Origin of the sequence: Microbacterium sp. HD4P20 (assembly GCF_019449275.2) — a bacterium.
Taxonomy (GTDB): Bacteria; Actinomycetota; Actinomycetes; order Actinomycetales; family Microbacteriaceae; genus Microbacterium.
The window spans coordinates 35,844-57,467 of sequence record NZ_JAHZQZ020000013.1 but is presented as its reverse complement, the minus strand read 5'-3'; the positions used below and the strand labels follow the sequence as shown (position 1 = coordinate 57,467).

Sequence of the window (21,624 nt, the reverse complement as noted above, 5' to 3'; positions counted from 1 at the left end):
GTGTGGTCTGACCACAATCAAACGCTACTCTGGCGACATGGATCCCCTCGTTCTCGTCCTCATCGTGGCGGGCGCTGCGAGCGCCTTCTGCTGGATCACCTCACTCCTCACGAAAGAGACGTCCTGGGTCGATCGACTCTGGTCGATCGTGCCGGTCGTGTACGTCTGGATCTTCGCGATCGCGGCCATCAGCGCCGGCGAGGACGCGACCCGCCTGATCGTCATGGCGGTGCTGGTGACCGCGTGGGGCGCTCGGCTCACTTACAACTTCGCTCGCAAGGGCGGCTACACGGGCATGGAGGACTACCGCTGGGCCATCCTGCGTGGACGCATGACGAAGTGGCAGTTCCAGATCTTCAACCTGCTGTTCATCGTGCTCTACCAGAACGCCCTTCTCGTGCTCATCAGCCTGCCCGCGTACATCGCGTGGCAGCATCCCACTGCCTTCACCGGTTGGGATGCCGCGTTCGCAACCCTGTTCGCCGCGTTGCTGGTCGGCGAGACGGTGGCTGACCAGCAGCAGTGGAGATTCCACAAGGAGAAGTCGGCCGCCGGCGGCACGCTCGAACCCGGGTTCCTCACGTCAGGGCTGTTCGCATACAGCCGGCACCCCAACTTCTTCTTCGAGCAGGCGCAGTGGTGGGTCTTCTACGCGATCGGCGCGGTCGCCCTGGTCGCCGACGGAGGCAGCTGGCTCAACTGGACGATCGTCGGGGCAGCACTGCTGACGGTCCTCTTCATCGGCTCGACGATCTTCACCGAGTCGATCACGGCGTCCAAGTACCCCGCGTACGCCGAGTACCAGCGCACCACCTCGATGCTGCTGCCACTCCCCCGCAGACGCACGAAGACGCGCGAAACGGTCTGAGCCCGCGCCGGGTCAGGCGGTCGCGTAGCCGTTCGGGTTCTTCGACTGCCAGTTCCACGAGTCACGGCACGCGTCGTCGATGCTGCGAGTCGCCGTCCAGCCGAGTTCGCGCTGCGCCTTGGACGGGTCGCAGTACGACGACGCGACGTCACCGGCCCGCCGTGGCAGGATCTCGCGCGGGATCTCTTTGCCCGCCGCCCGCTCGAACGCCGCGATGAGCTCGAGCACGCTCACCGGAGTGCCGGTGCCGAGGTTGTAGACCTGATAGCCCTCGTGCGCGTTCTCGAGCGCGGCGACGTGGCCGGCGGCGAGGTCGACGACGTGGATGTAGTCGCGCTGTCCGGTGCCGTCGGGCGTGTCGTAGTCGTCGCCGAACACGCCCACCCGATCGAGTGCGCCGACCGCCACGCGTGCGACGTACGGCATCAGGTTGTTCGGGATGCCGGTGGGGTCCTCGCCGATCAGCCCGCTGGCGTGCGCACCCACCGGGTTGAAGTACCGCAAGCTCACCGCGCGCAGCCCGGGGTCGGCGGCAGCGGCGTCGGTGAGGATCTCCTCGATGATGCGCTTGGTCTTGCCGTAGGGATTGGCCAGGTCGATACCGGTGGGCGATTCCTCCGAGAGCGGCAGCGACTCCGGCTCGCCGTAGACGGTGGCCGAGCTGGAGAAGACGATCGTCGGAATCCCCTCGGCCGCCATCATCTTGAGGATCGCGAGGGACGAACCGAGATTCACGTCGTAGTAGCGCACCGGCTCGGCCACCGATTCGCCCACTGCCTTGAGCCCGGCAAGGTGGATCACCGCATCGACCGGCGCGTGTTCGCGCACGAAGGCGGTGAGCGCATCGGTGTCGCGCGCGTCGGCATTCAGCAGGGGAATGGTGGCACCGGTGATCTGCTCGACGCGCGCGACGGCCTGGGCGGACGAGTTGGACAGGTCGTCGACGACCAGGACGTCATGACCGGCTTCGACCAGGGCGACGGCCGTGTGAGCACCGATGTAGCCGGCGCCGCCGGCGAGGAGAACACGCATGCCTCTAGCCTAGAGCGCGGCTCCGATCGAACCGAGCGCGCCGCACTCCCGCGCGGTGTCACCGCAGACGGCCGCCCGACTCGCGCAGATAGTCCTCGGCGCACAACGCCTCGTAGGTGACCCGCTCGGTGCTCAGTTCGTCGATCGCGACCTGGTCGCCTTCGAACACGAAGCGTCCGCCGACCAGCCGGGCGTTGAAGAGCGCCTTGCGCCCGCACCGGCAGATCGTCTTGAGCTCCTCAAGACTGTGCGCGAGCTCCATGAGGCGGGCAGACCCCGGGAACGCCTGCGTCTGGAAATCGGTGCGGATGCCGTAGGCCAGAACCGGCACGCCATCGAGCACGACGATCCGCAGGAGGTCGTCCACCTGCTCGGGCGTGAGGAACTGCGCCTCATCGATGAGGAGGCACGCCACATCGACCTCGTGCTCGTCGGACTCGGGCACGAGCGCGGCCGCGGCATCCCGCTTCACGCGCGCGCGATGCTCCGCGAACAGAATGCGGAGATCATCCTCCGGGCCGACGAGGAAGTCGACGGAGCGCTTCATGCCGAGCCGGCTGTCGATCTGCTCGGCGCCCTTGGTGTCGATCGCGGGCTTGGCCAGCAGCACGTGCTGGCCACGCTCCTCATAGTTGTAGGCGGCCTGCAGGAGCGATGTCGACTTTCCGGAGTTCATCGCCCCGTAGCGGAAGTAGAGCTTGGCCACGGATCGAGCGTAGTGGGTGGCGGTCATCCGCCTGCGCTGGCGGGCTCCGCTCCATCAGCGCCCTCCGAATCCGCCCCCACCGCCCCCGCCGCCGGAGAACCCGCCGCCGGACGAGCCACCCGACGACGACCAGCTGCTCGAGAACGACGAGCCGGACGAGCTCGAGGAGCTTCCGCGCGACACCGGTGTCACCGCCAGCCGACCGATCGACGACGACGCGTCGGACAGCGAATTCGACGTCACCGAGTCGAACAATGCGAGCCTCGCGGCCGGCACCCCCGTCTCGACCGCCGGCTGCACGGCGCGGATGACCTCGACCCACGTCCGCTGCATGCCGAACAGCACGGCGTAGGGCAGGAGCCTTTCGTACAGATTGACGACCTCGGCTCCCGGGCTGTTCGGCTGATCGCCGAAGGGCCGCCGCCCGGCCGAGACGAGGTCGGCGGTGCGCGGCCCCTGCGCGGCGCGCAGACGATCCTCCTCGGCGAGTGACAGATACTCCCGGATGCCGTGGAGGTACGTGAGGTGCTTCCCGCCGGCGAGCGTCAGCGTCGTGCGTGGCATTCCCAAGAACGGCAGCACGATGAAGGCCCCGAAGGCGCTCACGATCGCGAGGGCGTTGATCCACCCGCCGAGTTCTCCCAGGTCGGCCAAGACGGAAGGCATCGCGTCGACGAAGAAGATCAGCAGCATCGCGACGACGAAACCCCCGAACTGCAGCAGGCCGCGGATGCTCGCCACCCAGCTCGGTGTCTTGCTCCGGTACCCCCGGTCCACCGCGGAGTCCTCGATGCGGCGCACATACGTGACGGCACGGACCGGCGGCTTCTTCGCGAACACCCCGAGGTCCACGCGGTCACCGGGTGCGGCGTCCTTCCCGAACAGCGTCGTGACGATCCGCCGGTCGTCGTGCTCGAGCCCGGACTCGTCACGAAGCACGACGGCGAAGTCGTCGGTGTCGGCGCGGTCCCCCGTCGCCGTGATCTCGACCTTGTCTCTCACCGCCAGGTCGACGACATGCGCGGCGAGTGCCTTGGCCGGCACGCCCAAGACACCGGCAGACAGCGTCGGCGATTCGTCCACGGCCGGTGTGTACTGCACGATGACTGGCGAGCGGTCGGGATTGCGGCGCAGCAGCATCCTCACGACCAGCAGGAACACGAATCCGCCGATACCGGCCAGGAGCCCGAGCACCGGCAGAATCCACTCCCACCACGGGTACGGCGGAGGTGGCGGAGGCGTCAGCGCGGCGAAGGTGCCCTGGACGAAGCCGACCGCGACCGTGACGTTCTCGTCGGCACCGACGTCGGAGTCGGTGGCCGCGTAGGCGAGTTGGGCCTCCGTGGCCCCGGTGATGCCACGACTGAGCGCCCACGCCTCGACGTCGTCGGGTGGGGGTTCCCCGGCGGTCTCCTGGATGTCGCAGCGGTCGGTCGATCCCGCGGGGCCGGTGTAGCAGAAGACCTGATCGGCGAGGATGCCGTCTGCGGCGTTCCCGAGCACTCGGACGTTCGCCCGCACCTCGCCGAACGGCTGCGCGTGGTCGGTGCCGACGGTGTCCCAGTAGAACTCGTCGGCGGCGGTGTCGTCGTAGCGCAGCACGACGTCGCTCATCGTGTAAGAGATGACATACGTCTGAGGGCCGCGAACGTAGCTGTCATCTCCGGTCAGCACGTAGACGAACTCGTCGTCCTCCTCCGTCCACCACGGGATGGCATCGCCCCCGGCCCCAGTGACGCTGACGACGCGCGTGTCGTGCGCGATGCCCGAGTCCGCCTTCGGCAGCCACCGCACGATTCCCTTGTTCTGATCGAACTCGGGAAATCGGGCGACGAGCGTCTCGGTCGTGAAGAGCTCGCTCCGACCTCCTGCTCCGCGGCCGAGCCAATACTCGGCCTCGAAGGAGTCGTACGAGAAGTCGTCGACCGAGCCCGCCGCGCGCAGGGCCGCCGCCGCACCCGATTCGTCGTCGCGTACCGCGATCCCGGGTGATGCGGAGCCGCCCGCCGGACCGCCGCCGCGCGACAGGGCCACGGCGCCGCCCGCCACGACGGTGACGATCAGGGCGACCACGACCGCCCACGTGCGCCAGGAGAGTCGTGCCCGCATGCCCCCACCCTAGGGGGCCGGGGCAGCGCGCTCCCATGACTCGACACCGCCGGGCACCTCGACCAGGCTCGGTGAGGCCGCCGCACGGGCTGGCAAGCGCGGCAGCCAGCCGGGATCACGCGCCCCGACCTTGACGCGCAGGTGCTCCAGCTCGAAGGCGAGCTGACCGGTGGTGACCGGGATGCCGGGGGCCGCGGCATCCGGTCTCAGCACGCGCGAGCCGTCGAACCGGTACCCGCGTGCGGTCGCCTCGGCGCGCATGCTCATGAGGAAGTGCCCGATCGCATCGAGCGGCGCATCGACGGCGCGGAAACGCTCGAGCTGCGGGTGGCGTGTGTAGCCGCGGGTGTTGCCGGTGAGCACCCGCTGCGCGAGCAGACCCTCGCGCCAGCATGCGACCAGAGCCATGCGATCGAGGATCGACGGATGCAGCGACCACAGCCTCACGAACGGGAGCCTCGCTCGCCCTACGCCGTGAGGGCGAGTGCCTCTGCCGTCTCGGTCAGAACGTCCTGCGCTGCCTCCGGGCGTGGGTTGAGGGTCTCACCGTAGCTCGGGATCAGCTCGCGCAGACGCGGCTCCCATGCGCTGATGCGGTCGGGATAGCACGTCTTCAACAGGCCCAGCATGATCGACGCGGCAGTCGAGGCGCCGGGCGATGCGCCGAGCAGGCCCGCGATCGTGCCGTCGGCACCCGTGACCACTTCGGTGCCGAACTGCAGGATGCCGCCCTTCTCGGGATCCTTCTTCATCACCTGCGCCCGCTGGCCGGCCTGGATCAGCTCCCAGTCCTCATCCTTCGCGGTCGGCACGAAGGTGCGCAGGCTGTCGACCTTCTTCTTGTGGTTCTTGAGCAGCTCGCCGACGAGGTAGGTGATGAGGCTCGGGTTGTCGACGGCGACCTTGAGCATGGGGCCGATGTTGTGTGCCCGCACCTGCGTCACGATGTCGAGCATCGAGCCGGTCTTGAGGAATTTGGGGCTGAACGTCGCGAACGGGCCGAACAGCAGCGAAGCCTCGCCATCCACGACGCGGGTGTCGAGGTGCGGCACCGACATCGGCGGCGCGCCGACCGAGGCCTGCGAGTACACCTTCGCCTTGTGCTGCGCGACGAGCGCGGGGTTGGTGGTCTTGAGGAACTGCCCGCCGATCGGGAACACGCCGTAACCCGAGATCTCGGGGATGCCCGAGCGCTGCAGGAGCTTGAGAGCCCAGCCACCGGCGCCCACGAACACGAACTTCGCGCGGATCTCGCCCGGCGTGCGACCGACCGTCCGGCGGTACTTCACTCGCCATGTGCCGTCGGGCAGACGCTTCAGACGCCGCACCTCCGTGTTCGTGCGGACGTCCGCACCGTTGTCGGCGAGGTGGGCGAAGAGCTGACGCGTCAGGGCGCCGAAGTCGACGTCGGTGCCGGCCGGCATGCGGGTCGCCGCGAACGGCTCGCCTTTGCGGCGCTTCCGCATCAGCAGCGGCGCCCACTGGTTGATGACCCGCGAGTCCTCGCTGTACTCCATGCCGGCGAACAGCGGCTGCTCCTTCAGGGCCTCGTAGCGCTTCTTGAGGAACGCGACATCCTTCTCGCCCCGCACGAACGTCATGTGCGGCGTGGAGTTGATGAACGTGGACGGGGCGTCCAGGACGCCCTCCTCCACGAGCGACGACCACAGCTGGCGGCTCTGCTGGAACTGCTCGTTGATCGAGATGGCCTTCGCCGGGTCGATCGTGCCGTCCTTGCTCTCGGGCGTGTAGTTCAGCTCGCACAGTGCCGCGTGGCCGGTGCCGGCGTTGTTCCACGCGTTGGAGCTCTCCAGTGCGACGTCGCTCAGCCGCTCGAAGACCGCGATCTTGAGGTCGGGCTGCAGCTGCTGCAGCAGGGTTCCGAGGGTGGCGCTCATGATGCCGCCGCCGATCAGCAGCACGTCGACCGTGCCGGTCGGAAGATCGCTGTCGTCGGGGTGGGGCAGGGAGTCAGAGGGCGTGTCGGTCACCCGTCGATTCTATTCGCGGCCGAAACGGCCCCTGACCGGGAGCGAGACCCCCGGCGGAAAGACCCGGAGTTCTTGCGTCTGACGCAAGTGAGTCATCCCTCCCATCGGCGATGCGGTGCAGCGGCAGCCGGGTCGGCCGTCCGTCGGAGTCGTACTCGGTGCGGGCGAGGTGAGGGGCATACCCCGCCGACGAGATCGTCTCGACAACTGATTTCGCTAGAGCTTGCGCCAGTTGCTCCCCCGGGCAGCGGTGCGAGCCCGCTCCGAAGGGCAGGCCCGCCGCCCCGATCTCGAGGGTGACCTCGCCGCTCCCTGTCGCGCCGTGCGGGTGCGCCGCGACCCGCTTCGTGCGGGGAACGGCGGGTACTGCGGCCCGGCCGCTCGCACGAGCCACGAGCCGCGTCGTGATGAGTGCCGCGGTCGCGTCGTAGTTCTGGTACAGCAGGGACGCGCCCTCGACCCCGAAGCGCGCGACGAGTGCGGACACAGCTGCGTCGGCGCGTGCCGTCACGGGTGCGCCATGGCCGATGACCCCGACCATCGCCGCGACGGCCGCCACGATGTCGAACTCACTGGCCGGCGGCTGGCCGTCCAGGACCGGGAGGAACGACGACAGCGCCGTGGTCGGGACGACCGCGGCGATGTCGGAGACGGCATCGACCCCGCCGGGGTCGAGCCGCGCGAGCGTGAACACCGTCGCAGCGTGAGCGACGGCATCCGGTTCGATCCTTCCGATGGCGGCGACCACCGCAGCCCGACGCGCGGGGTGCTCCGCCGGAGGACTGAATCGCGCCATCGACGCGCGCAACTGCAACGCGGCCCCGCCACCCGACCGCGGCGGCGGGACGAGCGCGGGGTCTTCGAGCGCGGCGACGATCGCCGCGGCATCCCGGATCACGACGCTCATCGCGCCATCGCCGCGTTGAGCGCGGCGTACGGTGTCGCGTCGGCCCCGAACCCGAAGGTGCCGTGCGTCTGAACTTCATCGAGAGCCCGCTGCACCGCGCCGAACCCAGCCCGGGCGAGGGCGCTGCCGAGCGAGATGCGCCGCACGCCCAGACGCTCCAGCTCGGAGACCGAAGGAGTTGCGCCGCCGAGGCCAGCGACCACGTTGACCGGGCTCTCGACCGCATCGACCACGGCACGGATCTGGTCGCGGCTCGCAAGCCCGGGCGCGTAGACGACGTCGGCTCCCGCCGACTCGTACGCCCGGAGCCGTCGGATCGTCTCGTCGAGATCGGGCTGACCGGCGAGGAAGCACTCGCAACGCGCGGTCACCGTGAACGGGAACGAGAGTGCCCGCGCCGCAGCGACGAAGGCCTCGACCCGCTCGACGGCCACGCCGATCGGGTACAGCTCGCCGGATCGATCCCTGTCTTCGATCGATGCACCGACCGCGCCCGCTCCGGCGACCGCCTCCACGACCGAGCCGAGCGTGTCGACGGTCGCGGCGAAGCCGTCCTCGAGATCGACGCTGAGCGGCAGAGAGGTGGCCGCTGCCAACTCGGCGACGTGTACGAGCAGGGCATCCAGCGACGCGCGGCCGTCGGGAATGCCGTGCGAGAACGCGTGGCCCGCGGAGGTCGTGGCGATGGCGGCGAAGCCGGCGCGCTCGACGAGCCGTGCGGTGCCCGCATCCCACGGGTTGGGCATGACGAACGCGCGCGGGCCGTCATGCAGCAGCCGGAATGTCCGCGCGCGGCGGGCTATGTCAGAACCTGTCATGGCTACCAGCCAACGCGACTCGGTCGCATAATGAAAAGCGCAAGTTCCTGACCCCTCCCATGCATGGGACGCATGCCTATGATCAGCGACGCATTCTCGACGTTCCTCAGCATCCACGAGGCGGGCACGATCGGCGGGGCCGCGGCTGCGCTCCATGTGTCACAGCCGGCTGTCTCGCGGCGCCTGCAGACCCTCGAGGCAGAGGTAGGCGCTCCGCTCTTCGAACGCACGCGGCACGGCCTGCGCCTCACCTCGGCGGGCGAGGTGCTGCTGCCGCACGCCGAGCGCATCCGCGCCGCACACCGCGACGCAGCGCGGGCGCTCGCCGACCACCTCGGCGAACCGGGGGGAGCGGTCCGCCTCAGCATCGTGGGATCGCTGGCCGGAAGATGGTTCAGCGCGGCGCTCGCGAACGTACGGACGGCGCATCCGGCCGTCGAGCTCATCGTCTCGACGGGGACTTCTCGTCAGGTGAACGCCCAGGTCGCCCGCGGCGATGCCGTGGCGGGAGTCTCGTACGCGCGGCCCGTCGACGACGACCTTCGCAGTCGCCCTCTCTTCGACGAGCGCCTCGTTCTGGTGTGCCACCCGTCGCATCGGCTGGCGGGAGAGCGGGTGACCGGACTCGAGCAGCTCGGCGGCGAACTGTGGCTGCTGTTCCCCGAGCGCGCCGACCAGTCGGAGAGCTCGGACGCGGCGGCCCGCCGCTTACTGCGGAGGCATGCGGTGCCGGAGGACCGCATCCGGCCGATCGACAGCCTCAGCGCGCAACGGGCGCTCGCGGCAGCCGGGTACGGCCTCGCGTTCCTCCCGCCCGAGGCCGCTGCCGACGCCGTCGAGGCCGGGCACCTGCGCACCATCGCGTGGGTCGGCGAGCCGGTCGGCACAGCGGTGCATCTCGTGACCCGCCGGTCGGGATACCTCGGGCCGGCCGCTCAGGCCGCGATCGAGAGCCTCACCCGGACTCCCCCTGCGGAATGAATCGAGGCGGATACCCCGGGCCGGGGCATCCGCTCGATTCTGTGCTCGTGCGGGCTGCGTCAGGCGTGGGTCTGCGTCAGACGCTCGTCCGTGTCAGCCACTGGTCTGTCAGGCGCTGACGCCGAGGTTCGCCGCGACGACCTCCGCGATCTGCACGGCGTTGAGAGCGGCACCCTTGCGGAGGTTGTCGTTCGAGACGAACAGCACCAGGCCCTTGCCTTCGGCGGCGGACTGGTCAGCGCGGATGCGGCCGACGTAGCTCGGGTCGTTGCCGGCTGCCTGCAGAGGGGTGGGGACCTCTTCGAGCGAGACGCCGGGCGCCGACGCGAGAAGGTCGCGGGCGCGCTCGGGAGTGATGTCGCGCGCGAACTCGGCGTTGATCGACAGGGAGTGCCCTGTGAAGACGGGTACGCGCACGCACGTGCCGGCGACGCGCAGGTCGGGCAGCTCGAGGATCTTGCGGCTCTCGTTGCGGAGCTTCTTCTCTTCGTCGGTCTCGTTCCAGCCGTCGTCGACGAGGTTGCCCGCGAAGGGGATCACGTCGAACGCGATCGGGGCGATGTACTTCTCGGGCTGCGGGAAGTCCACCGCGGCGCCGTCGCGGACGAGATCCAGCGTGCGGCCCTGGGCGAGTACTCCCTCGACCTGGCCGAGGAGCTCCTGGGCGCCGGCGATCCCCGACCCCGACACGGCCTGGTAGGTCGAGACGATCAGTCGTTCAAGGCCGGCTTCGGCATCCAGCACCTTCAGCACGGGCATCGCGGCCATCGTGGTGCAGTTCGGGTTGGCGATGATGCCCTTCTTCGCCTCGGCGATGGCGTGGGGGTTGACCTCGCTCACCACGAGCGGCACCTCGGGGTCCATGCGCCACGCGCTCGAATTGTCGATGACGACGACGCCCGCCTCGGCGAAACGCGGCGCCTGCGCGCGGCTTGCGGTCGCGCCGGCCGAGAACAGGGCGACGTCGATGCCGGCGGGGTCGGCGGTCGCGACATCCTCGATGATCACCGTCTCGCCAGCGAACTCCACTGAGGTGCCCGCCGAGCGGGCGGTCGCGAAGAGCCGCAGCTCGCGGATCGGGAAGTTGCGCTCGGCGAGAATCTCGCGCATGACCGTGCCGACCTGGCCGGTGGCGCCGACAACGGCGACGGAGAGTCCTGAATCGGAGATGCGGGTCATGGGTGAGTCCTCAGCGTGAAGCGGTCGCGCGGGCGCCGTCGGACGCGCGGGATTGCCCGATTCTACCGCTGCGCCATCGGGGTCCGGCTCGCGTTACAGTGCCAGCCATGCTGCGCTTTCTGCCACACCCTGATCTGGTGCCTGACGGACGATGACGGATGCTGCGGTCGCGGCATCCGTCACCGCATCAGGTGATCTCACGAACACAGGACGATTCCGCCGCAATCGGCCTACCCCGGTGACATCACCTGATCTCGTGACGGGATGCCGGCGCGGGCCGCGGCATCCGTCACGCATTACGCGATCCCGTGACGGGATGCCGGCGGCCACGGCATGCGGCGCCGCACCGGTGCGGCAGTCAGCGGCCGGTGCCGGCGTAGACCGTGGCGTCGCCGTCGCCGTCCAGGCCGTAGGCGCGGTGGACAACCCGCGCGGCGTCCGCGAGGTCGTCGCCCCGCAAGACGACCGAGATGCGGATCTCGGACGTCGAGATCATCTCGATGTTGATGCCGGCGACGCTGAGCGCCTCGAACAAGGTCGCTGAGACGCCTGAGTGGGTGCGCATTCCGGCGCCGACCACCGACAGTTTGCCGATCTGGTCGTCGTGGACCAGATTCTCGAAGCCGATCTCGGACTGGTCGCCGGCCAGCGCCTTGAGGGCGATCGCCGCGTCGGTCTTGGGGAGCGTGAACGAGATGTCGGTGCGACCGGTGGTCGCGGCAGAGACGTTCTGCACGATCATGTCGACATTCGCGCCGGACTTGGCGACGACCTTGAAGATCTCAGCCGCCTTGCCCGGCACGTCCGGCACGCCGGTGACGGTGATCTTGGCCTGGCCGAGGTCTGTGGCGACCCCGGCGACGATCGGCTCTTCCATCTCTTCTCCCTCTTGGCCGTCGGGAATGCTCATCCCGGGGCCGAGCACATAGGTCCCCACGCTCGAGCTGAACGTGGAGCGCGCGTGGATCAGCACGCCGTGACGCCGGGCGTACTCGACGGCACGGATGTACAGCACCTTGGCGCCGTTCGCCGAGAGCTCCAGCATCTCCTCGCTGGTGACGACCTTCAGCTTGCGGGCCTTCGGCACCACTCGCGGGTCGGCGGTGAAGACGCCGTCGACGTCGCTGTAGATCTCGCACGCATCCGCCCGGAGCGCCGCAGCGAGCGCGACCGCCGTGGTGTCTGTGCCGCCGCGTCCGAGAGTCGTGATGTCACGGGTGTCGCGGTTGAAGCCCTGGAACCCGGCGACGATCACGATGGCGCCCTCGTCGAGCGCCTCACGCAAGCGCACCGGGGTGACATCGACGATGCGCGCGGAGCCGTGGTCGGCGGTGGTGATCATGCCTGCTTGGCTGCCGGTGAACGACCGCGCCTCGAAGCCCATCGAGTGGATCGCCATCGCGAGGAGCGCCATCGAGATGCGCTCGCCGCTCGAGAGCAGCATGTCGAGCTCGCGCGGGGCGGGGATCGGCGCGACCTGCCCGGCAAGGTCGAGCAGCTCATCGGTCGTGTCGCCCATCGCGCTCACGGCGACGACGACGTCGTGGCCGGCCCGGCGCGTGTCGACGATGCGCTTGGCGACCCGCTTGATGCTCTCGGCATCCGCGACCGACGACCCGCCGTATTTCTGCACGATCAGCGCCACGATCAAACTCCCGGAGATGCCGCGCTTGCGGCACACGTGTCTGTGAGGGCGGGCGAGGACGGATGCCGCGCCCGACGCTCCATCTTACGGATGCCCCCATGCGGCCCTGGCCATGTGACGTGTGCGCCGCCGCGCGCACCGCTAACATCCGAGGGTGGAGCAGATCGCGGCGTGGTCGGAGTTCAATGTCGCAATGGTCGGCGCCACCGCGGCGCTCGCGGGACTCGTGATCGTCGCGGCGAGCGTGAACATCGGCGACATCATCAAGGCCGAGTCGCTCACAGCCCGGCTCGCCGCCGGTATCGCAAGCCTCGTGCTCGCCCTGGCGGGCTCGGCGATCGGCCTTGTGCCCGGCATCGCGCCGGTGCCGTATGGGGCCATTCTCATCGTGCTCGCGCTGTGCGCGGCGGCGTTCCAGGTGCAGGCGACGCGGCGGATCTTTCAGCACGCCGACACCGCCCACGGGTCCCGGCTCGGCAAGTCGGCCGTCGGGTTCATCGCGCCACTCGCCTACGTCATCGGAGGCGCGTTGCTCACGGCCGGCAGCACCGCAGGGTTGATGTGGTTCGCGGCCGGCTGCGTCATCGCGATCGTCGCGGCACTGCTGGTGTCGTGGATCGTGCTGGTCGAGGTTCTTCGCTGAGTCGCGCTACCCCCGTACACAACCTCGGATCCGCAGCCGCGGACGTGGAGCCCGACACGCCGCCGCCGCGACGCCGCCGACGGCGTGTTGCCTGGCGGCTCCGCACCTGCGGATCCGATTCTGTGTCGGGGAGGCTGGAGACCGGGTAGCGGCTGGCGGGTGGCGAGATTCAGCCGGGAGCGACCGGGGGCAGCTCGCCGGTCGGCTTGCGCACGCGCAGGGTGCCGCCCGTCGCGGCGAGCCAGCACCCGGCGATCACGAGCGGGAAGCCGAGCAGCAGACCCGGGGTGAGCGGCTCGCCCAGCACGATCAGGCCCAGCACGATCGCAACGACCGGATTGACGTAGGTGAACAGCGGCGCCCGCACCGGCCCGACGCGCGCGATGAGGGCGAAGAACACGATGAAGGCCAGCGCGGTGCACAGCACGGCGAGGGCGACCAGTGCGACCGTGCTCGACACCGTCGGGATCTCGTGCTGCGTCAAGAAGGCGATGGGGGTGTAGAAGATGCCGACGGCGAACAGCGCGAGCGTGATCGTGCCCAGCGCCGGCACGTCGCGCAGCTTGGTCGCGATGACGAACGGCGCGATCGCGTAGAGGAGCGCGACGAGGAGAACCTCCGCGGCGGCGATGAGCCCCGCGCCGCCCCCGATGGCCAGACCAGGACCGGCGACGATGATGGCGACGCCGGCGAACCCGACGAACAGGCCGATCGCCCGAGCGGGTTTGAGGACGGAACGATCACCGCCGCCGAACGCGATCAGCGCGGCGAACAACGGCACGGTTGCCACCAGCAGACCGGTCAGGCCGGACGTCAGGGTCTGCTCCGCGTGGCTGAGCAGAAGGAACGGGCCGGCCATCTCGATCGCACCGAACGCGAGAACCCAGCCGATCTTGCCGAGCGCCGGCCGCAGGGCATTGCTGCGCAAAGCGAACGGCAGCAGGATCACGGCGCCGAGCAGCGTGCGTCCTGCCACGACGGCGGCGGGCGAGTACGAGTCGACGGCCTGCTTGATGAACAGGTACGGGATGCCCCACAGCAACGCCATCGCCGCGAAGAGCAGCCAGGCGCGAGCATCGAAACGCTGCACGGGCTTCATGCTCGGGAACTCACACCGACCGCCGGCCCTCGAAGGCGCGGCCGAGGGTCACCTCATCGGCGTACTCGAGGTCGCCGCCGACCGGCAGACCGGAGGCGAGGCGGGTGACCGAGATCTCGAGCACCTGCATCAGTCGGCTGAGGTAGGTCGCAGTGGCCTCCCCTTCGAGGTTGGGGTTCGTGGCGAGGATCACTTCTTGCACCGTGCCGTCGGCAAGTCGCTGCATGAGCTGGGTGATGCGCAGGTCGTCGGGCCCGACGCCGGCGATCGGACTGATCGCGCCGCCGAGGACGTGGTAGAGCCCTCGGAACTCCCTCGTCCGTTCGATGGCCGCGACATCCTTGGCGTCTTCGACGACACAGATGAGGGTCTGGTTGCGCCGGGGGTCACGGCAGATCGAGCAGCGGTCCTGCTCCGAGACGTTGCCGCAGACCTCGCAGAAGCGCACCCTCTCACGCACCACGCTCAGCAGCTCGGCGAGATGAGACACGTCGAAGCTGGGGGTCTGCAGGATGTGGAACGCGATGCGCTGCGCCGACTTCGGTCCGATGCCGGGGAGGCGGCCGAACTCGTCGATGAGGTCTTGGACGATGCCGTCGTACATGCTCAGCTGAACCTCGTCGGAGGCTCGTACGGCTCTTCACGCACGAAGGTCGCGCCGAGCATCTGACGCACCACGGCCTCGCCGTAGCGCTGCACCCCGCCGGTGCGAATCGTCGCCGCGGGGGTCAGTGGAGGGGCGACGGTCGGAGGTACCGGACCGTCGGGCGCGATATCGGCGGCAACGTCGAGATCGTCGTCGTCGCGATCCTCGGCGGTCGGGCGAGCGATCTCTGCATCGTGCAGCACTTCGCCCTCGCGGGCCGGCGCGAGCGTGGCGACCCGCACCGATGCGGACGAGGCCGCGTCCTCCGGTTCATCATCGACAGCGAACTGGCTGGGGGCGGGCGGGGCCCCGGGACCACTCGGATCGGCGGGCACCGCAGCAGGCCCCGGATCGGGCGGCGGCGCATCGGCGTCGGTAGGAATGCGCGCGACCGCCCACTCGGTCACCGGTGCCGCGGAGGCCGGCGCTGTCGATGCGGGAGGCCGTGGCGCCGAGGTCGCCGCACGGGGCGGCGCTGCCGCGGCGCTGCCGCCGGGCCGGGCGGCCGGAACGGCTGCCGTCGCGGACGTGGCACCGGGCGCGACACCAGAGCCCGCCGGCGCATCCACCGGCGAGGCGGACGCAGCCGACGGCGACAGTGACGCTGCGGCTCCGTCACCGGAACCAGGTCCCTCGCCACGGGGCTCACCCCCGCCGTGACCGCCCCCGGCGTCGTGCCGTGCGATGTACTTCACGCGGATGCCGAGCACGGCCAGGATCGCCTGGCGCAGGTCCTCGCTCGGCCCCTTGCCCGCCGCGAGGTGCTTGAACTTGGCCACATCGCTCTGACTCGCGAACGCCAGCGTGAGGACGTCGCCCTCGAGCGACACGATTCGTGCGCCCGAGGCGAGCATCCACGACGACCGGCTGATGTTCTCGAGCTGCCCCAGGATCTGGGGCCATCCCTCGTGCATGCGCTCGACCGTGACAGGACCGGAGGAAACCGGCGCCGGCGCCGCGGCGGGTCCCGGCTCAGCCGCAGCTGGGGCGGAAGCGGGTGCCGTCGCAGCGGGTGCGGCCTCCTGCCGCTGCGCATCGGGGGCATCGCCCGGTGTCGAACGCCCGGGCGCAGACTCGGCAGGCGGTGCGGCCGCGCTTCGCGTTGCCGGGGTCTGGGCGGCCGCCGGGGACGGGACGGACGCGGTCGGGGCTGGGCCCACGCGCCCGGAGGTTCCAGGCGACGCGCTGGCGGCGGGAGCGGGCGTGGGGGCCGTCCCCCGCGCCAGCACGCGAGCGACCATGAGTTCGAGCTGCAGTCGGGGCGAGGTCGCCCCGGTCATGTCGTCGAGCGTGGCGATCACGAGATCCGCGATCCGCGACAGCCATGCCGTGCCGAACAGATCCGCCTGCCCCTTCATGCGCGCGAGGTCTTCGTCCGAAACGCCGCGCAGCACGGCCGCCGCCCCCTGACCGGTCGCCGACACGACGATCAGGTCGCGCAGGCGCTCGAGCAGGTCATCGACGAAGCGACGCGGATCCTGACCGGTCTGCACCACCCGGTCGACGGCGGCGAACGCGGCCGCAGCATCGCTCGCCGCGAAGGCGTCGACCACCTCGTCCAGGAGCTCGGCGTGGGTATAGCCGAGGAGTGCGACGGCGCGGGCGTACCGCACAATCACCCCACCGGTCGACCCGTCGCCGGGCACGGCGGCCGAGTCGGATCCGGCGATAAGCTGGTCCAGCAGCGACAAAGTGTCTCGGGGGGAACCGCCGCCGGCACGGACGACCAGCGGAAGCACACCGGGCTCGACCTGGACGCTCTCCTGCGTGCACAGCTGCTCGACGTACTCCAGCATGGCGGCAGGCGGCACCAGCCGGAACGGATAATGGTGGGTCCGCGAGCGGATCGTGCCGATGACCTTCTCGGGCTCGGTCGTGGCGAAGATGAACTTGACGTGCTCGGGCGGCTCTTCGACGAGCTTGAGCAGGGCGTTGAAGCCCTGCGGCGTCACCATGTGCGCTTCGTCGAGGATGAAGATCTTGAAGCGGTCGCGCGCCGGGGCGAACACGGCGCGCTCACGCAGGTCGCGCGCGTCGTCGACGCCGTTGTGGCTGGCGGCGTCGATCTCGACGACGTCGAGGGATCCCCCGCCGCCGCGCCCGAGCTCGATGCAGCTGTCGCACTTCCCGCAGGGGGTATCGGTCGGCCCCTCGGCGCAATTGAGGCAACGCGCCAGAATGCGGGCTGACGTGGTCTTTCCGCAACCGCGCGGCCCCGAGAACAGGTAGGCATGCCCCACCCGGTCGCCTCGCAGCGCGGTCATGAGCGGCTCGGTGACCTGCGACTGGCCGATCATCTCGCCGAACGACTCGGGCCGATAGCGGCGATAGAGGGCGGTGGTCACCCCCACAGCCTACGGCGTGGCAAGGACATCCGACTCAGCCGCCGTGACCACGCGATGGGGGCGGTCACTACCCATCCACCCCGTGCTCGGCATCCGCCGTCGCGGCGACGATCGGGATGGCAGAGGTGACCGTCGGGACCGACGCGGACAGCAGCGAGCCGTCCTCCCGGCGGGCCTCTCCGAGCTCGCGCAGACTGGGTCGCCCCGAGATGACGGGGCCCTGCCCGTCGAGGGCGACCACGACCTCCTCGCCCGGTCCGACGACGTAGCCGGTGCCGCGCACGCTGAAGCCGACGGGGTCGCCGTCGGCTTCGGCTCGCACTTGCAGCTGGTCCCGCGTGATCGTGACCTCCAGGCGCGTGCCGTGCCAGTGCAGCACGTACTCGAGCGACGGCCACGACACCGGCAGGCGCGGGTCGAACGACAGCTCGCCGAAGTGGTCGCGCATGCCACCGAAACCCGATACCAGCGCCGTCCAGACGCCACCTGCCGACGCGACATGGACGCCGTCGGCGGCATTGTGGTGCAGGTCGGCGAGGTCCACAAAGATCGACTGCCGGAAGTACTCCAGCGCGAGGTTCTGATACCCGACCTCGGCAGCGAGGATCGACTGTACGACAGCCGAGAGAGTGGAGTCCCCGGTCGTCAGCAGGTCGTAGTACTCGAAGTCGGCGAGCTTGTCCTCGTCGGAGAAGTGGTTGCCCTGCAGGAACAGCGCCAGCACGACGTCGGCCTGCTTGAGCACCTGGTATCGGTAGATCACGAGCGGGTGGAAGTGCAGCAGCAGCGGCCGCTTGTCGGGCGGGGTGTTCTCGAGGTCCCAGATCTCGCGCTCGAGGAACACGTGATCCTGCGGATGGATGCCGAGTGCCGTGCTGAACGGGATGTGCATCGCCTCGGCGGCCCGCTCCCACCCCTCGGGCTCACCGGGCTCGAGGCCCAGGCGATCCACCATCTCGCGGTAGACCTCGCCGTCGACCTCCGCCATGTCGCGGACCGTCTTCGCTGCGAACCGCAGGTTGAAGCGCGCCATCACGTTGGTGAACAGGTTGTCGTTCACCACGGTCGTGTACTCGTCCGGACCGGTGACGCCGTGGATGTGGAACGACTCGCCCTCCCCGTCCGTGATTCCGTCGCTCGAACGCCAGAAGCCCAGGGTCGCCCACAACCTGGCCGTCTCGACGGCGATGTCGACTCCCTCCCGGAAGAGGAACTCGTCGTCGCCGGTCGCGCGGACGTACTTCGCGAGCGCATAGCTGACGTCGGCGTTGATGTGGTACTGCGCGGTGCCGGCGGCGTAGTAGGCGGATGCCTCTTCCCCGTTGATGGTGCGCCACGGGAAGAGGGCACCGGCCTCGTTCAGCTGGAATGCACGGCGGCGGGCGGCGGGAAGCATGAGATACCGCATCCGCAGTGCGTTACGCGCCCACAGCGGTGTCGTATAGGCGAGGAACGGAAGGACGTAGATCTCGGTGTCCCAGAAGTAGTGGCCCGAGTACCCCGATCCCGTCATGCCCTTGGCGGGGACGCCCAGGCCGTCGGCACGGGCCGCGGCTTGCGCCAGCTGCAGCAGGCACCATCGAGTCGCCTGCTGCAGGTCATCGTGTCCGCCGATGCGCACGTCGGAGCGCTTCCAGAAGGCCGCCAGCCATTTCCGCTGCCGCTCGTACAGGCGCTCCACTCCCTCACCGATCGCGCGGTCGAGCGTACGTCGACCGCGGTCGACGAGTTCGCGAGCGGGCACGCCGCGCGAGGTGTGGTAGCTCACGAGCTTCGTGACGCGGACCGGGACACCGGCTTTGGCCTGCACGCGGAAGACGTTCTTCGCGATGTCGGGCTCGACGAGAGTCCGCGCCGTGTAGCTGTTGTCGGTCTCGACGATGTGGTCGGCGACCACGGCCAAAGTCATCCCCGACTCCGTGACCCGATACGACAGCGCCGAGCGCATCTTGTCCTGCCAATATTCCTGAGGCTGCAGCACCCGCTCCGAGATGCGCTCCGCCTTGCGCGGGTCGAATCCGGCCCGGCGCGGCACGCTCGGCGTACCGCCGTAGACGTCCTCGCCGTCCTGCCGGTTGATCATCTGACAGTTGATCGTGACAGGTGCGTCGGCATTGAGAACCGTGACCTCGACGGACATCAGCGCGAGGTGCTTCTCTTCGAACGACACGAGTCGGTCGGTGTCGATCCGCACGCGCTTGCCCGACGGCGTCACCCACACGATGTGGCGGCGCAACACGCCCTCGCGCATGTCGAGCACCCGCTCGTACTCGCGCACATCCGCGACATCGAGCGAGAGCGGCTCATCATCGACGTAGACGCGCATCACCTTCGCGTCGGGCGCGTTGATGATCGTCTGGCCCACCTCGGCGAACCCGTAGGCCTGCTCGGCATGACGGATCGGGAAGGTCTCGTGGAACCCGTTGATGAACGTGCCGTGCTCGTGCGCGAACCGCCCTTCGGCGTGGTTGCCGCGCATGCCGAGGTAGCCGTTGCCGATCGAGAACAGCGTCTCGGTGACGCCGGCGTCGTCCAGGCCGAACGATGTCTCGACCAGGCGCCAGGGGTCGACGGGGAACCGGTCGCGGTCGATCATCGTACGAACTCCTCCAGATCCTTCACCACGACGTGGGCTCCGGCGTCCACGAGATGCTGTTCGCCAACGCCCCGGTCGACGCCGACCACGAGGCCGAACCCTCCGACGGCCGCCGACTGCACGCCGCTGATGGCGTCCTCGACCGCGGCGCTGCGCGCCGGATCTACCTGCAGCATCCGCGCCGCCTCGACGAAGACGTCGGGGGCCGGCTTGGAGGCCAGATGGTCGCGCTCGGCGATCACGCCGTCCATCACGACCGTGAAGCGGTCCCGGATGCCGGCTGCCGCGAGCACCTCTTCGGCGTTCTTGGAGCTGGACACCACCGCCACAGCGGTCCCGGTTTCGGCCAGCGCGTCGAGGAGGCGCAGCGACCCCGGGTAGGGCGCGATGCCCTCGGCGCGCAGCACGCGCTCGAAGACGACGTTCTTGCGGTTGCCGATTCCGCATACGGTGTCGGCGGTGACCGGATCGGACGGGTCGCCCCACGGCACCTCGATGTCGCGCGAACGCAGCAGGCTCGCCACCCCGTCGTACCGCTTCTTGCCGTCGAGGTAGTCGAAGTAGTCGCGCTCGGTGTAGGGCGGGGTGATCTCCCACGTCGCGAAGAGCTCTTCGAACATCGACTGCCACGCGTGCATGTGCACCTCGGCAGTCGGCGTCAGGACGCCGTCGAGATCGAAAAGCACGGCATCGTATGAACTGAGATCGGGCAGGGCGTCGGGTGCCACAGAACCTCCGGGGAGCAGGAACGGGTCGGGGGTCGGCTCGCCTTCGTGCCGCCAAGCAAGCGTAATGTCACCGAGCACCGAGCCGACACCCCGCGGCAAGGTTATGTCCGGGCGACGGCCAGGGTCTGGCGTGCGATCTCGAGCTCCTCGTCGGTGGGCACGACGAGGACGGTGACCGTCGAGGCATCCGTCGAGATGACCCGGATGCCGCGCTCGCGCGACTCATTGCGCCCCGGGTCGAGGTGCACGCCGGCGAACCCGAGGGTCTGCAGCGCCGCAGCGCGGACCAGCGGCGCGTTCTCGCCGACGCCGGCGGTGAACGAGATGACGTCGGCGCCGCCCAGCTGTGCGAGGTAGGCGCCCGCATATGCCCGCAGCCGATGGACGTAGACATCGAACGCGAGTCGCGCGCTCTCATCGCCGCGCTCGATGCCGGCCTGGATGTCGCGCAGGTCGTTCGATCCGGCAAGGCCCAGCAGTCCGCTCCTCTTGTTGAGCAGATCGTCGAGCTCGTCGATCGACATGCCGCCGCGGCGCGCGAGATGCAACAGCATGGCCGGATCGACGTCGCCGGATCGCGTGCCCATCACGAGGCCCTCGAGCGGCGTGAAGCCCATCGACGTCTCGACCGACCGGCCGCCGTCGACCGCGGTCACGGACGCGCCGTTGCCGAGGTGGAAGACGATCTGCTTCAGCTCGGCGAGCGGACGGCCGAGGAACGCCGCCGCCGCTTCCGCGACGAACTTGTGCGACGTTCCGTGGAATCCATACCGGCGGATCCGATGGGATGCCGCGACCTCGCGGTCGATGGCATAGGTATAGGCCGCAGGGGGCAGGGTCTGGTGGTACGCCGTGTCGAAGACCGCCACGTGCGGGACGTCGGGGAACGCCTTCTTGGCGGCCACGACACCAGCGAGGTTCGCCGGGTTGTGCAGCGGTGCGAGCACCGACAGCTCGTCGATGTCGGTCTCGACGGGCGGGGTGATCAGCGTCGGTTCGAAGAACCGTGCACCGCCGTGCACCACCCGGTGCCCGACGGCGATCGGAGCGTGGTCGGCGAGCGACGGGCCGTCGGAGGCGAATGCGTCGAGCATGACCTGGAAACCGGCGGTGTGGTCGGCGATCGGCAGTTCCCGGGAACGCGTCGCGTCGAGGAACGTCGGCGCCGGACCGTCGGCCGGGGAGGCGTAGACGGTGTGGCTCGCCACGCCTACGGCGGTGCCGATGCGCTCGACGAGCCCCGACGCCAGGGTCGACGTGCTGTGCATGTCGATCAGCTGGTACTTGAGCGAGGACGACCCGCTGTTGATGACGAGCACCGGTGTCATAAG

Annotated in this window: 18 protein-coding genes; 3 read left to right on the top strand and 15 right to left on the bottom strand. The window is 69.5% G+C overall.

Going from position 1 to position 21,624, the window contains the following annotated elements; genetic code table 11:
* The coding region (locus K0817_RS08185; protein WP_308211893.1) for a DUF1295 domain-containing protein at window positions 1-868 on the top strand (868 nt) is incomplete at its 5' end.
* Between the two features lie 12 nt (window positions 869-880).
* On the opposite strand, the gene galE is transcribed toward K0817_RS08185, so the two are convergent.
* From galE to K0817_RS08150, 7 genes are read right to left on the bottom strand one after another with little or no spacing between them, the layout of a single operon-like run.
* On the bottom strand, window positions 881-1,900 hold the full coding sequence (gene galE, locus K0817_RS08180) for a UDP-glucose 4-epimerase GalE (protein ID WP_219980860.1): 1,020 nt from the start codon (window positions 1,898-1,900) through the stop codon (window positions 881-883).
* A 58-nt stretch (window positions 1,901-1,958) separates the two neighbouring features.
* Entirely contained in the window at window positions 1,959-2,606 is a 648-nt protein-coding gene (locus K0817_RS08175; protein ID WP_219980859.1) for a thymidine kinase, read from the bottom strand.
* A 54-nt stretch (window positions 2,607-2,660) separates the two neighbouring features.
* Window positions 2,661-4,715: a DUF2207 domain-containing protein gene (locus K0817_RS08170; RefSeq protein ID WP_219980858.1), complete on the bottom strand. Its 2,055-nt coding sequence runs from the start codon at window positions 4,713-4,715 to the stop codon at window positions 2,661-2,663.
* Window positions 4,716-4,724: 9 nt separating this feature from the next.
* On the bottom strand, window positions 4,725-5,162 hold the full coding sequence (locus tag K0817_RS08165) for a pyrimidine dimer DNA glycosylase/endonuclease V (RefSeq protein WP_219980857.1): 438 nt from the start codon (window positions 5,160-5,162) through the stop codon (window positions 4,725-4,727).
* Window positions 5,163-5,182: 20 nt separating this feature from the next.
* The gene (locus K0817_RS08160) at window positions 5,183-6,706 is read right to left on the bottom strand and encodes a malate:quinone oxidoreductase (RefSeq protein ID WP_219980856.1); all 1,524 of its coding nucleotides are present in this window, start codon (window positions 6,704-6,706) and stop codon (window positions 5,183-5,185) included.
* A complete protein-coding gene (locus K0817_RS08155; RefSeq protein ID WP_219980855.1) occupies window positions 6,687-7,613 on the bottom strand; it encodes a hypothetical protein in 927 nt (308 codons plus the stop codon). Before K0817_RS08155 ends, K0817_RS08160 begins: the two co-directional genes overlap by 20 nt.
* Complete coding sequence (locus tag K0817_RS08150; RefSeq protein ID WP_219980854.1) at window positions 7,610-8,431, bottom strand: isocitrate lyase/phosphoenolpyruvate mutase family protein; 822 nt, start codon at window positions 8,429-8,431, stop codon at window positions 7,610-7,612. The genes K0817_RS08155 and K0817_RS08150 overlap by 4 nt, the downstream gene beginning before the upstream one ends.
* A gap of 78 nt (window positions 8,432-8,509) precedes the next feature.
* On the opposite strand from K0817_RS08150, the gene K0817_RS08145 reads away from it, so the two are divergent.
* Window positions 8,510-9,412 carry a LysR family transcriptional regulator gene (locus K0817_RS08145; RefSeq protein ID WP_253735258.1) on the top strand — a complete coding sequence of 301 codons (903 nt, stop codon included), beginning with the start codon at window positions 8,510-8,512 and terminating at the stop codon, window positions 9,410-9,412.
* 108 nt (window positions 9,413-9,520) lie between these two features.
* Here K0817_RS08145 and K0817_RS08140 read toward each other — a convergent pair whose 3' ends face one another.
* Window positions 9,521-10,591: an aspartate-semialdehyde dehydrogenase gene (locus K0817_RS08140; protein ID WP_219980852.1), complete on the bottom strand. Its 1,071-nt coding sequence runs from the start codon at window positions 10,589-10,591 to the stop codon at window positions 9,521-9,523.
* A gap of 358 nt (window positions 10,592-10,949) precedes the next feature.
* Window positions 10,950-12,236, bottom strand: coding sequence for an aspartate kinase (locus tag K0817_RS08135; RefSeq protein WP_219980851.1), 1,287 nt, complete (start codon window positions 12,234-12,236; stop codon window positions 10,950-10,952).
* Between the two features lie 154 nt (window positions 12,237-12,390).
* Here K0817_RS08135 and K0817_RS08130 point away from each other — a divergent pair, with 154 nt between their 5' ends.
* Window positions 12,391-12,879 carry a hypothetical protein gene (locus tag K0817_RS08130; protein WP_219980850.1) on the top strand — a complete coding sequence of 163 codons (489 nt, stop codon included), beginning with the start codon at window positions 12,391-12,393 and terminating at the stop codon, window positions 12,877-12,879.
* A 169-nt stretch (window positions 12,880-13,048) separates the two neighbouring features.
* On the opposite strand, the gene K0817_RS08125 is transcribed toward K0817_RS08130, so the two are convergent.
* The 6 genes from K0817_RS08125 to K0817_RS08100 all read right to left on the bottom strand — a co-directional run bounded on the left by K0817_RS08125 (window position 13,049) and on the right by K0817_RS08100 (window position 21,621).
* Complete coding sequence (locus K0817_RS08125) at window positions 13,049-13,978, bottom strand: DMT family transporter (RefSeq protein ID WP_219980849.1); 930 nt, start codon at window positions 13,976-13,978, stop codon at window positions 13,049-13,051.
* A gap of 10 nt (window positions 13,979-13,988) precedes the next feature.
* A complete protein-coding gene (gene recR / locus K0817_RS08120; RefSeq protein WP_219980848.1) occupies window positions 13,989-14,582 on the bottom strand; it encodes a recombination mediator RecR in 594 nt (197 codons plus the stop codon).
* A gap of 2 nt (window positions 14,583-14,584) precedes the next feature.
* Window positions 14,585-16,969, bottom strand: a complete 2,385-nt coding sequence (locus K0817_RS08115) for a DNA polymerase III subunit gamma and tau (protein ID WP_219980847.1) — start codon at window positions 16,967-16,969, stop codon at window positions 14,585-14,587.
* A gap of 67 nt (window positions 16,970-17,036) precedes the next feature.
* Entirely contained in the window at window positions 17,037-19,565 is a 2,529-nt protein-coding gene (locus K0817_RS08110; RefSeq protein ID WP_219980846.1) for a glycoside hydrolase family 65 protein, read from the bottom strand.
* Window positions 19,562-20,293, bottom strand: a complete 732-nt coding sequence (locus K0817_RS08105; RefSeq protein ID WP_219980845.1) for an HAD-IA family hydrolase — start codon at window positions 20,291-20,293, stop codon at window positions 19,562-19,564. The genes K0817_RS08110 and K0817_RS08105 overlap by 4 nt, the downstream gene beginning before the upstream one ends.
* Before the next feature lie 101 nt (window positions 20,294-20,394).
* Window positions 20,395-21,621, bottom strand: coding sequence for an acetate/propionate family kinase (locus K0817_RS08100; RefSeq protein WP_219980844.1), 1,227 nt, complete (start codon window positions 21,619-21,621; stop codon window positions 20,395-20,397).
* Window positions 21,622-21,624 lie beyond the last annotated feature (3 nt).